The sequence below is a fragment of the Aquincola tertiaricarbonis genome, assembly GCF_000969605.1.
GTDB lineage: Bacteria > Pseudomonadota > Gammaproteobacteria > Burkholderiales > Burkholderiaceae_C > Aquincola > Aquincola tertiaricarbonis.
The window spans coordinates 14684-29434 of the sequence record NZ_JZUE01000033.1 but is presented as its reverse complement, the minus strand read 5'-3'; the positions used below and the strand labels follow the sequence as shown (position 1 = coordinate 29434).

The 14751-nt window shown below is 67.8% G+C and carries 15 protein-coding genes; 12 read left to right on the top strand and 3 right to left on the bottom strand.

From position 1 onward, the window contains the following. The first annotated feature begins 6 nt into the window (after positions 1–6). A complete protein-coding gene (locus VO99_RS25080; RefSeq protein WP_232315529.1) occupies positions 7–420 on the top strand; it encodes a DUF4149 domain-containing protein in 414 nt (137 codons plus the stop codon). On the opposite strand, the gene VO99_RS25075 is transcribed toward VO99_RS25080, so the two are convergent. Continuing rightward, positions 401–871: a YhbY family RNA-binding protein gene (locus VO99_RS25075; RefSeq protein ID WP_046115692.1), complete on the bottom strand. Its 471-nt coding sequence runs from the start codon at positions 869–871 to the stop codon at positions 401–403. The genes VO99_RS25080 and VO99_RS25075 overlap by 20 nt on opposite strands. Positions 872–891: 20 nt before the next feature. On the opposite strand from VO99_RS25075, the gene VO99_RS25070 reads away from it, so the two are divergent. From VO99_RS25070 to phoR, 11 genes are all read left to right on the top strand, one after another. After that, on the top strand, positions 892–1569 hold the full coding sequence (locus tag VO99_RS25070; RefSeq protein ID WP_046115691.1) for an RlmE family RNA methyltransferase: 678 nt from the start codon (positions 892–894) through the stop codon (positions 1567–1569). A 153-nt stretch (positions 1570–1722) separates the two neighbouring features. After that, positions 1723–3627, top strand: coding sequence for an ATP-dependent zinc metalloprotease FtsH (gene ftsH, locus VO99_RS25065; protein ID WP_046115690.1), 1905 nt, complete (start codon positions 1723–1725; stop codon positions 3625–3627). 97 nt (positions 3628–3724) lie between these two features. After that, the gene (gene folP, locus VO99_RS25060) at positions 3725–4564 is read left to right on the top strand and encodes a dihydropteroate synthase (protein ID WP_046115689.1); all 840 of its coding nucleotides are present in this window, start codon (positions 3725–3727) and stop codon (positions 4562–4564) included. A 12-nt stretch (positions 4565–4576) separates the two neighbouring features. Next, a complete protein-coding gene (gene glmM / locus VO99_RS25055) occupies positions 4577–5911 on the top strand; it encodes a phosphoglucosamine mutase (RefSeq protein WP_046115688.1) in 1335 nt (444 codons plus the stop codon). A gap of 100 nt (positions 5912–6011) precedes the next feature. After that, the gene (gene pstS, locus VO99_RS25050) at positions 6012–7082 is read left to right on the top strand and encodes a phosphate ABC transporter substrate-binding protein PstS (RefSeq protein ID WP_046115687.1); all 1071 of its coding nucleotides are present in this window, start codon (positions 6012–6014) and stop codon (positions 7080–7082) included. 149 nt (positions 7083–7231) lie between these two features. Then, positions 7232–8209, top strand: a complete 978-nt coding sequence (gene pstC, locus VO99_RS25045; protein ID WP_046115686.1) for a phosphate ABC transporter permease PstC — start codon at positions 7232–7234, stop codon at positions 8207–8209. After that, a complete protein-coding gene (pstA, locus tag VO99_RS25040; protein ID WP_046115685.1) occupies positions 8206–9072 on the top strand; it encodes a phosphate ABC transporter permease PstA in 867 nt (288 codons plus the stop codon). Before pstC ends, pstA begins: the two co-directional genes overlap by 4 nt. A 15-nt stretch (positions 9073–9087) precedes the next feature. Next, positions 9088–9873, top strand: coding sequence for a phosphate ABC transporter ATP-binding protein PstB (pstB, locus tag VO99_RS25035; RefSeq protein ID WP_046115684.1), 786 nt, complete (start codon positions 9088–9090; stop codon positions 9871–9873). Positions 9874–9886: 13 nt separating this feature from the next. Continuing rightward, complete coding sequence (gene phoU / locus VO99_RS25030) at positions 9887–10594, top strand: phosphate signaling complex protein PhoU (RefSeq protein WP_046115683.1); 708 nt, start codon at positions 9887–9889, stop codon at positions 10592–10594. Beyond that, positions 10591–11301 carry a phosphate regulon transcriptional regulator PhoB gene (gene phoB, locus VO99_RS25025; RefSeq protein ID WP_046115682.1) on the top strand — a complete coding sequence of 237 codons (711 nt, stop codon included), beginning with the start codon at positions 10591–10593 and terminating at the stop codon, positions 11299–11301. The genes phoU and phoB overlap by 4 nt, the downstream gene beginning before the upstream one ends. A 28-nt stretch (positions 11302–11329) precedes the next feature. Further along, positions 11330–12685 (top strand): phosphate regulon sensor histidine kinase PhoR, encoded by a 1356-nt coding sequence (phoR, locus tag VO99_RS25020; RefSeq protein WP_046115681.1) that lies wholly within the window; start codon positions 11330–11332, stop codon positions 12683–12685. 1 nt (position 12686) lies between these two features. Here phoR and VO99_RS25015 read toward each other — a convergent pair whose 3' ends face one another. After that, a complete protein-coding gene (locus VO99_RS25015; RefSeq protein ID WP_046115680.1) occupies positions 12687–14354 on the bottom strand; it encodes a hypothetical protein in 1668 nt (555 codons plus the stop codon). A gap of 73 nt (positions 14355–14427) precedes the next feature. Continuing rightward, entirely contained in the window at positions 14428–14688 is a 261-nt protein-coding gene (locus tag VO99_RS25010) for a type B 50S ribosomal protein L31 (protein WP_046115679.1), read from the bottom strand. Positions 14689–14751 lie beyond the last annotated feature (63 nt).

The window sequence follows — 14751 nt, the reverse complement described above, 5'->3', positions numbered from 1 at the left end:
CTGCGCATGCTGCTGCCGGCCCTCTGGGCCGGTTTGCTCATCTGTATCGCCACCATCGCCACGCCGGCTGCGTTCGCGATGGCGCCCGGTGAGGCGGGCCGCATCGTCGGGCGCATCTTTGCCCAGGAGGCGGTGGTGAGCATGGCGCTCGCGCTGGTGGTGACTGCGATCGAGCGCAAGCTGGCGCCGGACCGGCAGGTGGGTGTGTGGCTGGCGCTGGGCGCCCTGTTCTGCACCGTGGCAGGCTATTACGCACTGCAGCCGCTGATGGTGGCGGCGCGTGCAGGGCAGGGCACGCTCAGCTTCGGCCAGCTGCATGCCATCAGCCTGGGCCTGTTTGCGCTGAAGGGCGTGCTGGTGGGGGCGCTGGCCTGGCGCGCGGCGGCGCCGGCTGCCGGTATCAGGCCGTCGTCTTCTTGATGCTGGTGGTGCGCTTGCGGGCGCGCTTGACCTCGCCACCGGCCGTCACGCGTTCGTTGCCCAGCACCTTCACCTTCTTGATCTGCGGCCGGTGATTGCCGCTCTTGCTGAACTTGAGGATCTTGACGATCTTCGGGCCGGCCATGCGGTCGTCCCGCTCGGCCTTGGTCTTCTCGGGCATCGGCCGCCACAGCACCAGCAGCTTGCCGATGTGCTGGATGGGCGCGGCGTCGAGCTCGTGGCTGAGCTGGGCGAACATCGCCTCGCGGGCCGCCCGGTCGTCTGAGAACACGCGGACCTTGATCAGGCCGTGGGCGTTCAGCGCGTTGTTGATTTCCTTGGTCACGGCCGGGGTGAGGCCGTCGCCGCCGACGAGGACGACGGGGTCAAGATGATGCGCAGCGGCGCGGTGTTCCTTGCGCTGCGAAGGTGTCAGTTGGATTGCGGGCATATGCCTATTATCGGTGCGGCATGAAAATCAAGACGAAAAGCAAGAAGGTCAACAAGGCGTGGTTGGCGGATCACATGAACGATCCGTACGTCAAGCTGGCCCAGCGCGAGGGCTACCGCGCCCGCGCGGCCTACAAGCTCAAGGAAATCGACGAGGCGTTGGGGCTCATCAAGCCCGGCCAGCTGGTCGTCGACCTGGGCGCCGTGCCGGGCGCCTGGAGCCAGTACCTGCGCCGCAAGTTCGCCCCGAAGGAAGCAGGCACCGGCGGTGCGGCGGTGGGTGAGCTCAATGGCACCATCATCGCGCTGGACGTGCTGCCCTTCGAGCCCATCGAAGGCGTGAAATTCATCCAGGGCGATTTCCGCGAGGACGAGGTGCTGCAGCAGCTGGAGGCGGAAGTGGCCGGCCGCGCCGTGGATGTGGTGGTCTCGGACATGGCGCCGAACCTGTCGGGCATCGAGAGCTCGGACGCTGCCCGCGTCGGCCACCTGGTGGAACTGGCGCTGCAGTTCTCGCAGGCCCACCTCAAGCCCGAAGGCGCGCTGGTTGCCAAGGTGTTCCATGGCAGCGGCTACAGCCAGCTGGTGGAAATGTTCAAGAAGCAGTTTCGCGTGGTCAAGCCGATCAAGCCCAAGGCCTCCCGCGACCGTTCCTCTGAAACCTTTCTCGTCGGCATCGGTCTGAAGAAGCCGGGATGACGACCCCTTTCATCACGTCATCCCTGCTTCAAAGCTCTGACACAGTACGGGTCATGCACCGGAGATCGTTAACTTGAGTCCACTAGAATCATCCCCAGTTGCGTGCAAGGCGCCATTTGGGCGTCGTGACAGTCACGGGCAGAAGGAGCCGCAGTGAACAATCAATGGTTTTCCAAGGTGGCGGTCTGGCTGGTGATTGCACTGGTACTGTTCACCGTCTTCAAGCAGTTCGACCGAGGTGCGATTTCCGGCAACCAGATCGGCTACTCTGATTTCCTGGAGGAAGTGCGTGCCAAGCGCATCAAATCGGTGACGCTGCAGGAAGGTGCTGCAGGCGGTACCGAGATCGTGGCGATCACGAACGATGACAAGCGCCTGCGCTCCACCGCAACCTACCTGGACCGCGGCCTGGTCGGCGACCTGATCAACAACAACGTCAAGTTCGACGTGAAGCCCCGCGAGGAGCCGTCGATCCTGATGAGCATCCTGATCAGCTGGGGGCCGATGCTGCTGCTGATCGGCGTGTGGATCTACTTCATGCGGCAGATGCAAGGCGGCGGCAAGGGCGGCGCCTTCAGCTTCGGCAAATCCAAGGCGCGCATGCTGGACGAGGCCAACAACTCGACCACCTTCGCCGACGTCGCCGGCTGCGACGAGGCCAAGGAAGAGGTCAAGGAACTGGTCGACTTCCTGAAGGACCCGCAGAAGTTCCAAAAGCTGGGCGGCCGCATCCCGCGCGGCGTGCTGCTGGTCGGCCCTCCGGGTACCGGCAAGACGCTGCTGGCGAAGGCCATTGCGGGTGAAGCCAAGGTGCCGTTCTTCAGCATCTCGGGCTCCGACTTCGTGGAAATGTTCGTCGGTGTCGGCGCGGCCCGCGTGCGAGACATGTTCGAGCAGGCCAAGAAGAGCGCGCCCTGCATCATCTTCGTCGATGAAATCGACGCGGTGGGTCGCCATCGTGGTGCCGGCCTGGGCGGCGGCAACGACGAGCGCGAGCAGACGCTGAACCAGATGCTGGTCGAGATGGACGGCTTCGAGACCAACCTGGGCGTGATCGTGATGGCGGCCACCAACCGGCCCGACATCCTCGACCCCGCGCTGCTGCGTCCAGGCCGCTTCGACCGCCAGGTCTACGTGACACTGCCGGACGTTCGCGGCCGCGAGCAGATCCTCAACGTGCACATGCGCAAGGTGCCGGTCGGCCAGGACATCCGGGCCGACATCCTGGCGCGCGGCACCCCGGGCTTCTCGGGCGCCGACCTGGCCAACCTGGTGAACGAGGCTGCCCTCTTCGCCGCGCGCCGCAGTGGCCGCGTGGTGGAGATGGTCGACTTCGAGCGCGCCAAGGACAAGATCATGATGGGCCCCGAGCGGAAGTCCATGGTCATGCCCGAGGAAGAGCGCCGCAACACCGCCTACCACGAGGCCGGCCACGCCCTGGTGGCCCGCCTGATGCCCAAGACGGATCCGGTGCACAAGGTGACGGTGATCCCGCGCGGCCGTGCGCTCGGCGTGACGATGCAGCTGCCCGAAGGCGACCGCTACAGCATGGACAAGGAGCGCATGCTCTCCACCATCAGCGTGCTGTTTGGCGGCCGCATTGCGGAAGAGGTGTTCATGAACCAGATGACCACCGGCGCCAGCAACGACTTCGAGCGGGCCACCGCGATTGCCCGTGACATGGTCACCCGCTACGGCATGACCGACGAGCTGGGCCCGATGGTGTATGCGGAGAACGAGGGCGAGGTGTTCCTCGGCCGTTCGGTCACCAAGACCACCAGCATGTCGGAAGAGACGATGCGCAAAGTGGACCTGGTGATCCGCCGCATCATCGACGAGCAGTACACCATCGCTCGCAAGCTGATCGAGGACAACCAGGACAAGATGCATGCGATGGCCAAGGCTTTGCTAGAGTGGGAAACCATCGACGCCGAGCAAATCGACGACATCATGAACGGCAAGCCGCCGCGCCCGCCGAAGGACTGGACGCCCACCTCGTCCAAGCCGGGTGGTCCGACGCCGCCGGTCAATCCGGAAAGCGCCCCGGCCGCTGCCTGAGCGTGCTGACCGGCAGCGCCTGCACGGCGCGCAAACGGGGCTTCGGCCCCGTTTTTTCGTTTCGCGGCGCCTCGGCCGCTCCGCTTGACTGTTTCCGATGATCTGGCAGACCACCCGTTTCGAGATCGACCTGCGCCGGCCGCAGGTGATGGGCATCGTCAATGCGACGCCCGATTCCTTCTCCGACGGCGGGCGGGATGCCGCCGCGGCCTGCGCCCACTGCGACACGCTGGTGGCGCAGGGTGCCGACATCCTGGACATCGGCGGCGAGTCCACCCGGCCCGGCTCACCCCGGCCTACGCCGGATGAAGAGTTGGCCCGCGTGCTGCCGGTGCTGCGCCATGCCGTCACGCTGGGCGTGCCGGTATCGGTGGACACCAGCCAGCCGCAGGTCATGGCGGCCGCCTTGCAACTTGGCGTGGACATCATCAACGACGTCCGGGCGCTGCGGGTGCCCGGCGCCGCGGAGGTGGTGGCGGCCCACCCGGGCTGTGGCGTGTGCCTGATGCACATGCAGGGCGAGCCGGAAACCATGCAGCTGGCGCCGGCCTATCAGGACGTGGTGGCGGAGGTGATGCAGTTCCTGCGCGATGCCGCTGACGCGCTGCGGGCGCAGGGCGTGGCGGCGCAGCGCATCGTGCTGGATCCGGGCTATGGCTTTGGCAAGACGGTGGCGCACAACCTGGGCCTGATCCGGCAGCAGGAAGCGCTGCTGGCCTTGGGGTATCCGCTGCTGGTGGGCTTGTCGCGCAAGTCGACACTGGGCACCGTCACCGGCCGGCCGGTGGGCGACCGGCTCATCCCCAGCGTGGCCGCCGCCCTGGCCGCCACGGAGCGGGGCGCGCGGGTGCTGCGCGTGCACGACGTGGCCGAGACGGTGGATGCGCTGAAGGTATTCGCGGCCATCGGCCTGCCGCGCTGGGCGCAACAAGACTGAGGAGAAAACATCATGGGAAGACGTTACTTCGGCACCGACGGCATCCGCGGTGCGGTGGGCCGCGCGCCAATCACGCCGGACTTCATGCTGCGGCTGGGCCATGCGGTGGGGCGCGTGCTGCGGCGCAGTGCCGAGCGCCCGACGGTGGTCATCGGCAAGGACACGCGCATCTCCGGCTACATGATCGAGTCGGCGCTGGAGGCCGGCTTCGCGTCCGCCGGCGTGGACGTGCTGCTGTCCGGCCCGCTGCCCACGCCTGGCGTCGCCTACCTCACGCGCGCGCTGCGGCTGGACCTGGGCGTGGTGATCAGCGCCTCGCACAACCCGTTCAATGACAACGGCGTGAAGTTCTTCTCCGCCCGCGGCGAAAAGCTGGACGACGACTGGGAGGCGGCGGTGGAAGCCGCCCTGGAAGAGGCGCCGCAGTGGGTCGATTCCACCGGCCTGGGCAAGGCCCGCCGCATCGACGACGCCCGTGGCCGCTACATCGAGTTCTGCAAGAGCACCTTCGGCAGCGAGCTGTCGCTCAAGGGCCTGAAGATCGTGGTGGACGGCGCCCACGGCGCGGCCTACCACGTCGCGCCGGATGTGTTCCACGAACTGGGCGCCGAGGTGAGCTCCATCGGCTGCGCGCCCAATGGCACCAACATCAACGACGGCGTGGGCGCCACCGCGCCTGCTGCGCTGGTCAAGGCGGTACAGGAACGGGGCGCCGACTACGGCATCGCGCTGGATGGCGACGCCGACCGACTGCAGCTGGTGGACGCCGCGGGCCGCCTCTACAACGGCGACGAACTGCTGTACGTGATGGTGGCCGACCGCCTCGCGCAGGGCCAGGCCGTGGCCGGCGCGGTGGGCACCTTGATGACCAACATGGCCGTGGAGCTGGCCTTCCGCAAACGCAACCTGCCCTTCGTGCGCGCCAAGGTGGGCGACCGCTACGTGCTCGAAGAGCTGGGCGCGCGCGGCTGGCAGCTGGGCGGGGAGGGCTCCGGCCACCTGCTGGCGCTGGACAAGCACACCACCGGCGACGGCATCGTCAGCGCGCTGCAGGTGCTGCAGGCGGTGCGGCGCAACAACACCTCGCTCTCGGCCCTGCTGTCCGGTGTCGAGCTGTTCCCGCAGGTGCTGATCAACGTGCGCCTGCCGGACGGGCTGGACTGGCGGCAGAACCGCCACCTGGCCGCCGAGCAGGAGCGAGCCCAGCGTGAGCTGGGCGACAGCGGCCGGCTGCTGATCCGTGCCTCAGGCACGGAACCGGTGCTGCGTGTGATGGTGGAGGCCAGCGACGGCCAGCTGGCCCGTGCAGCGGCCGAGCGCCTGGCGGCCGCGGCCGTGACCGTGTAAACGCCTGCGGCATGGCCCCGCCAGGCGCGGGATGTCATGTCACTGTCACACAGCCTGCCTACAGTGACTTCCAGTCAGATCACTGTAGAAAGGTTAGTCCATGTCGTCGCAAGCTCAACGCACCGCAGGTGCCCGCCTCCAGCCCTTCGGTTTCGCCGCCGCGGCTGCCGCGCTGGCCTTCTCGGTCCAGCTCGCCCATGCGCAGGACGTCACCGGCGCGGGCGCTACCTTCCCGGCCCCCATCTACGCCAAGTGGGCCGATGCCTACAACAAGGCGACCGGCGCACGCATCAACTACCAGTCGGTGGGGTCGGGCGCCGGCATCAAGCAGATCAAGTCGAAGACGGTGGACTTCGGTGCCACCGACATGCCCCTGAAGGACGAGGAACTGGCCAAGGACGGCCTGGTGCAGTTCCCGACCGTGATCGGCGGCGTCGTGCCGGTGGTCAACATCCCCGGCATCCAGCCGGGCCAGATCAAGCTGACCGGCCAGGCGCTGGGCGACATCTACCTGGGCAAGATCACCCGCTGGAACGATGCCGCGCTCACCGCACTGAACCCGGGCGTGCCGCTGCCGGACGCCGCCATCAGCGTGGTGCGCCGCGCCGACGGCTCGGGCACCACCTTCATCTTCACCAACTACCTCAGCAAGGTGAACGAGGAGTGGAAGTCCAAGGTGGGTGAGGGCACCGCCGTGAACTGGCCGACCGGTGCGGGTGGCAAGGGCAATGAGGGCGTGGCCGCCTTCGTGCAGCGCCTGCCCAACTCCATCGGCTACGTGGAGTACGCGTACGTCAAGCAGAACAAGATGACGTTCACGATGCTGCGCAACAAGGACGGCCAATGGGTGTCGCCGAGCGACGACACGTTCAAGGCGGCTGCCGCCGGCGCCGACTGGACCAAGACCTTCTATCAGATCACCACCGAGCAGCCCGGCAAGACCACCTGGCCCATCACCAACCCGACGTACATCCTGATGTACAAGAACCAGGACAAGCCGGCCAGCGCCTCGGCCGCCCTGAAGTTCTTCGAGTGGGCCTACGCCAACGGCGACAAGATGGCCGACGAGCTGGACTACGTGCCGCTGCCGGCCTCGGTGAAGGACCTGGTGCGGGCCCAGTGGTCCTCGCAGATCAAGGACGCCGGCGGCAATGCCGTCGCCTTCAAGTAAGCCGCCTGCAGCACACAAGCAGTTGATCCAGGGTGCAGGCCGCGTGTCTGCACCCTGAGCTGCGTTGACAACCCCGCCGGGCTGCCGGCTCAAACGGAGGGAATGTGGCCGCTACACTGCCCGCTACCCCATCAGACAACGCCCGCCCCATGGCCCGTTCCAGCTCCCGTGGTGGACCCCCCGCGCGCCGCCGCCGGGTGCCCTGGGCCGACGGAGTGTTCTCCGTCCTGGCGCATGGCGCCGCCATCTTCACCCTGCTGCTGCTGGTCGGCATCATCGTCTCGCTGATCGTCGGCGCGGCGCCGGCCATCAAGCAGTTCGGCCTCGGCTTCCTGTGGTCCACCGACTGGGACCCCGTGCAGGACAAGTACGGCGGCCTGGTGATGATCTACGGCACGCTGATGACCTCGTTCATCGCGCTGCTGATCGCGGTGCCGGTCAGTTTCGGCATCGCGCTCTTCCTCACCGAGCTGTCGCCCAACTGGCTGCGCCGCCCGCTGGGCGTGGCCATCGAGCTGCTGGCCGCGGTGCCGTCCATCGTCTACGGCATGTGGGGCCTGCTGGTCTTCAGCCCGCTGCTGTCCACCTGGGTGCAGCAGCCGCTGCAGCGCTGGGTGGGCGACGTGCCGTACCTGGGCGCGCTGGTGTCCGGCCCGCCGGTGGGCATCGGCATCCTGTCGGCCGGCATCATCCTGGCCATCATGGTCATCCCGTTCATCGCCTCGGTGATGCGCGACGTGTTCGAGGTGACGCCGCCCATGCTCAAGGAATCGGCCTACGGCCTGGGTTCCACCACCTGGGAGGTGGTCTACAAGGTGGTGCTGCCGTACACCAAGACCGGCGTGGTGGGCGGCATCATGCTGGGCCTGGGCCGTGCGCTGGGCGAGACGATGGCGGTCACCTTCGTGATCGGCAACTTCAACCAGCTCAACTCGCTGTCGCTGTTCGACGCAGCCAACAGCATCACCTCCGCCCTGGCCAATGAATTTGCCGAGGCCGGCGAGGGCCTGCACCAGGCTTCGCTGATCTACCTGGGCCTGGTGCTGTTCTTCATCACCTTCGTCGTGCTGTCGCTGTCCAAGCTGCTGCTGGCGCGCCTGAAGAAGTCGGAAGGAACCCGCACATGACCACGCTGAGCATCACCGGCTCCAAGCTGGCCAAGCACCGCCAGCGCAAGCGCGTCAATGCGCTCGCGCTCACCCTGTCCCTCGCAGCCATGGGCTTCGGCCTGGTGTGGCTGGTGTGGATCCTGTTCGAGACGGTGCGCCTGGGCATCGGCGGCATCGGGTTGCAGGTGTTCACCGAGATGACGCCGCCGCCGCAGGCCGAGACCGGCGGCCTGGCCAATGCCATCTTCGGCAGCGCCATGATGGTGGGGCTGGCCACGCTGCTGGGCACGCCCATCGGCATCATGGCCGGCATCTATCTGGCCGAGTACGGCCAGAAGGGCTGGCTGGGCAATGTGACGCGCTTCATCAACGACATCCTGCTGTCGGCGCCGTCCATCGTCATCGGCCTGTTCATCTATGCCGCGGTGGTGGACCAGATCAAGAGCTTCTCGGGCTTCGCGGGCGTGCTGGCGCTGGCGCTGATCGTCATCCCGGTGGTGATCCGCACCACCGAGAACATGCTGATGCTGATCCCCAACGCGCTGCGCGAGGCGGCCTACGCCCTGGGCACGCCGAAGTGGAAGGTGGTTTCGGCCGTCACGCTGAAGGCCGCGCGGGCCGGCGTGATCACCGGCGTGCTGCTGGCCTTGGCCCGCATCGCCGGCGAAACCGCACCGCTGCTGTTTACCGCGCTGTCCAACCAGTTCTGGACCGCCGACATGCGCGAGCCGATGGCCAGCCTGCCGGTGACCATCTTCAAGTTCGCGATGAGCCCCTATGAGAACTGGCAGAAGCTGGCCTGGGCCGGCGTGTTCCTCATCACGCTGGGCGTGCTGGCGCTGAACATCCTGGCGCGCGTGCTCTTCCGCAACAAACACTGACCCGAGGCCCGATCCATGGACACCAAAGTCGACCTGCCGGTCACCGAGAAACCCAAGCTGTCGATCCGCGACCTGAACTTCTACTACGGCAGCTTCCACGCGCTCAAGCGCATCAACCTGGACATCCCGGAGAAGAAGGTCACCGCCTTCATCGGCCCGTCGGGCTGCGGCAAGAGCACCCTGCTGCGTACCTTCAACCGCATGTTCGAGCTCTACCCCGAGCAGCGGGCAGAAGGCGAGATCCTGCTGGATGGCGAGAACATCCTGCAGTCCAAGCTGGACGTGAGCCTGGTGCGGGCCAAGATCGGCATGGTCTTCCAGAAGCCCACGCCGTTCCCGATGTCGATCTACGACAACATCGCCTTCGGCGTGCGGCTGTTCGAGGACCTGCCGCGTGTGGAGATGGACGAGCGGGTGGAGTGGGCGCTGAAGAAGGCCGCGTTGTGGAACGAGGTGAAGGACAAGCTCAACCAGAGCGGCTCCGGCCTGTCCGGCGGCCAGCAGCAGCGGCTGTGCATCGCGCGCGGCATCGCCATCAAGCCCGAGGTGCTGCTGCTGGACGAGCCCTGCTCGGCGCTGGACCCGATCTCCACCGGCAAGATCGAGGAACTGATCCACGAGCTGAAGAGCGACTACACCGTCGCCATCGTCACCCACAACATGCAGCAGGCGGCCCGGTGCTCCGACTACACCGCCTACATGTACCTGGGCGACCTCATCGAATTCGGGCCCACTTCTGAGCTGTTCATGAAGCCCAAGAAGAAGGACACCGAGGACTACATCACTGGCCGTTTCGGCTGAACGGAGTCACACCATGCCGGACAAGCATCTCTCTACCCAGTTCGACGCCGAGCTGAGCGGCATCTCCAACCGCGTGCTGGAAATGGGCGGCCTGGTGGAATCCCAGGTGGCGCAGGCCATCTATGCGCTCAGCAACTTCAGCAGCGAGACGGCCAACCAGGTGCTGCAGCAGGAAACGCGCGTCAATTCGATGGAAGTCGAGATCGACAGCGACCTGTCCGGCATCATCGCCCGCCGCCAGCCCACCGCCCGCGACCTGCGGCTGCTGATCGCCGTCAGCAAGACCATCGCCAACCTGGAGCGCGTGGGCGACGAGGCCGCGCGAATCGCCCGCACGGTGCAGCGCCTGGTCAATACCGGCGTGTCCAGCCGCCTGCGCGTGCCGGTGGCCGACCTGGCCTTCGAAGCCGACCTGGCCATTGCGCTGCTGCGCAAGGCCCTGGACGCCTTCGCCCGCCTGGACACCGCCCGCGCGCTGGAGGTGCTCAAGCAGGACGACCAGATCGACCAGGAATTCGACGGCCTGCTGCGCAAGCTCATCACCTACATGATGGAAGACCCGCGCACCATCTCGTCGAGCATCGACCTCGTGTTCGTGGCCAAGGCCATCGAGCGCGTGGGCGACCATGCCAAGAACCTGGCCGAAGCCATCATCTACGTGGTGAAGGGCACCGACGTCCGTCACCATTCCGTTGAAGCCGTCGAGGATGCAGTGCGATGAGCCTGGTACTGGTGGTCGAGGACGAGCCGGCGATCGCCGAGCTGATTTCCCTGAACCTGCGGCATGCAGGCTATGACGTGGTGATCGCCGCCGACGCCGAGCAGGCGCAGCAGGCCGTCAATGGCGTGCTGCCCGACCTGGTGCTGCTGGACTGGATGCTGCCCGGCCAGTCGGGCCTGGCGCTGGCCAAGCGCTGGCGCGGCGATGCCCGCACCAAGGGGCTGCCGGTCATCATGCTGACTGCCCGCTCGGAGGAGTCGGACATGATCTCCGGCCTGGATGCCGGCGCCGACGACTACCTGACCAAGCCGTTCTCCACCAAGGAACTGCTGGCGCGCATCCGCGCGGTGCTGCGCCGCAAGGCGCCCGACGCGCTGGATGCGGCGGTGGAGGTGGGCGGCCTCGTGCTGGATCCTTCCACGCACCGGGTCACGCGGGTGGTGGAGGGCGTCTCGCGCGAAGTGAAGATCGGCCCCACCGAGTTCCGCCTGCTGCATTTCTTCATGACGCATCCCGAGCGTGTGCACAGCCGCGGCCAGCTGCTGGACCGCGTCTGGGGCGACCATGTCTTCATCGAGGAACGCACGGTGGACGTGCATGTCAAGCGGCTGCGCGAGGCGTTGGCCCCGGTGGGCTGCTCGCCGATGATCGAGACTGTGCGCGGCGCCGGCTACCGGCTGACGCAGCAGGCCAGCGTCTCCGCGTGAGCCGCCGGCCGCGCACCGGAGCCGGCCGATGAGCTGGTGGTTGCTGCGCACGCTGGCCGCCGCGCTGGCGGCGCTGGCCGGGGCGCTCCTCGGACAATGGCTGCTGGGTGGTACCGGCCCCTTGCCGCACACCGGGCCGGCGCTCGGCGCGGGGTTGGCCGTCACCGTGCTGGTGGCCGTCGATTCGCTCAAGGGCCGGCGGCTGATGCGTTGGCTGCGCGGTTCGCAGGAAGCGCCGGCCCCGCGCGGGCGTGGCTACTGGGGCGAGATGGGCTACCGCATCGAGCGGGTGCTGCGCCTGCGCGAGCGCGAGCTGGAGCGTGAACGCGGCCGGCTCGAACAGTTCCTGTCGGGCATCGAAGCCTCGCCCAACGGCGTGCTGATGCTGGATGCCAATGACCAGATCGACTGGTGCAATTCGGTCGCGGCCGACCACTTCGGCCTGGACCCGGTGCGCGACCGCCGCCAGCGGGTCACCAACCTCATCCGGTCGCCGGCCTTCGTCAGCCACTTGCAGGCCGGCCGCTTCGAGCAGCCGGTCGTGCTGGCCAGCCCGCTGGGGCGCGCCACCTTGTCGGTGTTGGTGCGGCCTTATGGTGAGGGTGCCAAGCTGGTGCTGTCGCAGGACATCACCGAGCATGAACGCGCCGACGGCATGCGCCGCGACTTCGTCGCCAACGTGTCGCATGAGATCCGCACGCCACTCACGGTGTTGTCGGGGTTCGTCGAATCGATGGCCAGCCTGCCGCTGAGCGAGGCGGAGCGGCAGCGGGTGCTGCAGCTCATGCGCCAGCAGACCGAGCGCATGCAGACGCTGGTGGGCGACCTGCTCACCCTGGCCCAGTTGGAGGGCAGCCCCCGGCCCGCGCCCGATCGCTGGACGGCGATGGACATGCTGCTGCAGCGCCTGCACGCCGATGCCGTCTCGCTGTCGGCCGGCCGGCACGTGATCCGCTTCGAGGTGGAGCCGGGCTACGAGGTGGCCGGCAACCCGAGCGAGCTGGCCAGCGCCATCACCAACCTGGTGACCAATGCCGTGCGCTACACGCCGGAGGAAGGCCGCATCGAGCTGGCCTGGCGCGTGCGGCCCGACCAGAGCGGCGAGCTGGAGGTGCGCGACACCGGCATCGGCATCGCGCGTGAACACATTCCGCGCCTGACCGAGCGCTTCTACCGGGTGGACGGCAGCCGCTCGCGCGAGACCGGCGGCACCGGCCTGGGCCTGTCCATCGTCAAGCACGTGGTGCAGCGCCACGGCGGCGAGCTGGTGGTGGAAAGCGAACTGGGCCGCGGCTCCTGCTTCCGCCTGCTGCTGCCGGCGCCGCGGGTGCGACGGGTGCGCCAGTCGGCCGACCAGCGCGCCAGCTTCGCTTCCGAGTTCTGAATCAGGGACGGCGGTAGATCGCCGTCACCTCGTCACGATCGGTAGGGCGGTTCTCGCGCGCCACCAGGCGCCAGCCGGCAGGTGCAGGCTGCGGCCGACCGCGGATCTCGCTGACCAGCAACACCTGGCAGCTGCCTTCGCTGCGCAGCTCGGTCGTGCCCCGCGGATGCGCCACCACGCGCCAGCGCCCGAAATACTCCAGCGAAGCCACGGCCGACAGCGGCAGCCCGCGCGTGATCACGCAGGCGCCTGCAGGCACATGCCGCGCAAGGCGTTCCGTCCACGGCCGGTAGCTGCGGGCATAGTCCAGCAACGGCAGCCACAGCGTCATCAGCAGCAGCCAGCACAGGGCCACGCCGCCGGCCGGCAGCACCAGGCTCTTCCACAGCGCATGCTGGTGGCGGCCGGTGCGCCAGCGCACCAGCCCGATCCAGGCCACGGTGCCGGCGATGGCGAACAGCAGGCTCACCAGTGAAAAGCGTGCGCTGAAGCCCGGTGCCAGCTTGGCCACGTTGGCGGCCGTCTTGGCCGGCACCCCTGTCTGGAAGGCGGCGTACACCACCCACGCGCCGATGGCGCAGGCGCTGAAGAAGAACACCGAGAACCAGTCGATGGCCGCGCTGGTGCCCCGCTTGAGCGTGGGCAGCGCAAAGGCCGCCAGCACCGCGAAACCGGGCAGACCCAGCATCAGCGCCCGGTCGGAGCCACCCATCGCCACGCTGGCCACCACGGCCAGGCCGGCCACGGCCAGCGGCACCGAGATATGGCGGTGCTGCAGGTGCCGCCGCCAGCGCCAGGCCGTCCACAGCGCCAGCAACCAGGCCGGCCACAGGAACCACACCAGCAGCCGGCCGATGCGCGGCAGCCCCGTCAGCACATCGGCGTCGATGCGCCAGGCCCAGCTGTGCACCGTGGCCCCGACCAGCGCCGCCGCCAGCGTGGCGGCCGCCACCCAAGGCATGAATCGGCGCACGGCGTCGAAGCCCGATCGTGCGCACAACACCGTGGCGATGGCACCCAGCGCCATCGCCATGGCGGGTGCACCGCAGGCCGCCAGCAGGGGCAGCGCCGCCAGGATGGCCAGCCGGGGCCGCAGCCCGCGGAAGGGGGCCGCCGCCAAGGCCCACACCGCCAGCGCCACGCTGGCCAGCTGTGCCAGCTCGGGCGTGGTCTCGTGGCCCAGCTGCAGCGCGCCCAGCGTGGCCATCAGCGCCAGGATGGCGCCGTCGGCCAGCGCGCGGGCATAGTCCACCGGCGTCGCTTCACCACCGAATGCAAAGGCCACGGGCTGTGCCGCTTCGGTCCGCGCCAGCTGGAAGGTGGCATACCACGTCAGTGCCAGCGTCAGGGCCAGCAGCAGCGCATATGGAATGCGGGCCGCCATTGGCGCGTCGATCCAGGGTGTGAGCAGCCAGATGAAGGCGGCCCCCAGCCAGTGCGGCAGCAGCGCGGTGTCCACCGGCAACCCGCCCAGCGAGGGCGAAAGCCAGGAGGTGCGTCCCTCGGCCATCGCCGCCATCACGCCGAAGGCGGTGAGGTCGGCGTTTTTCCAGGGGTCGCGGCCCACCACGCCGGGCAGCAGGTAGGCCGCGCAGAACAGCCACAGCGCCCAGCGCGGCAGCGGTTGGGCCGCGCGCTGGGCCACCAGGGCAGGGGTCGGAATGTTCATGCGGGCAAGGCCGGGTTCAAGCGGGCAAGAAAAAGGGCAGCCAAGGCTGCCCTGTTGCCGTTGCAGGCGTGCATCACTTCTTGATGCCGACCTTCGCAAACTTGTTGCGGAACTTCTCGACCCGGCCGCCCAGGTTGTCGATGCTCTTCTGCGTGCCGGTGTAGAAGGGATGCGATTCGCTGCTGGTTTCCAGCTTGAACAGCGGCAGCTCGCGGCCGTCGTCCATCTTCACGGTTTCGCGCGTCTGGGCGCACGAGCGCGTGACGAACTTGAAACCGTTCGACAGGTCCACGAAACAGACCTCGCGGTACGCGGGATGGATGCCTTCTTTCATACGTGCCTCGTTCATCAGCCCACTCGTCACACGGTAGCCACGCCTGCCCCATGCATGCGCACT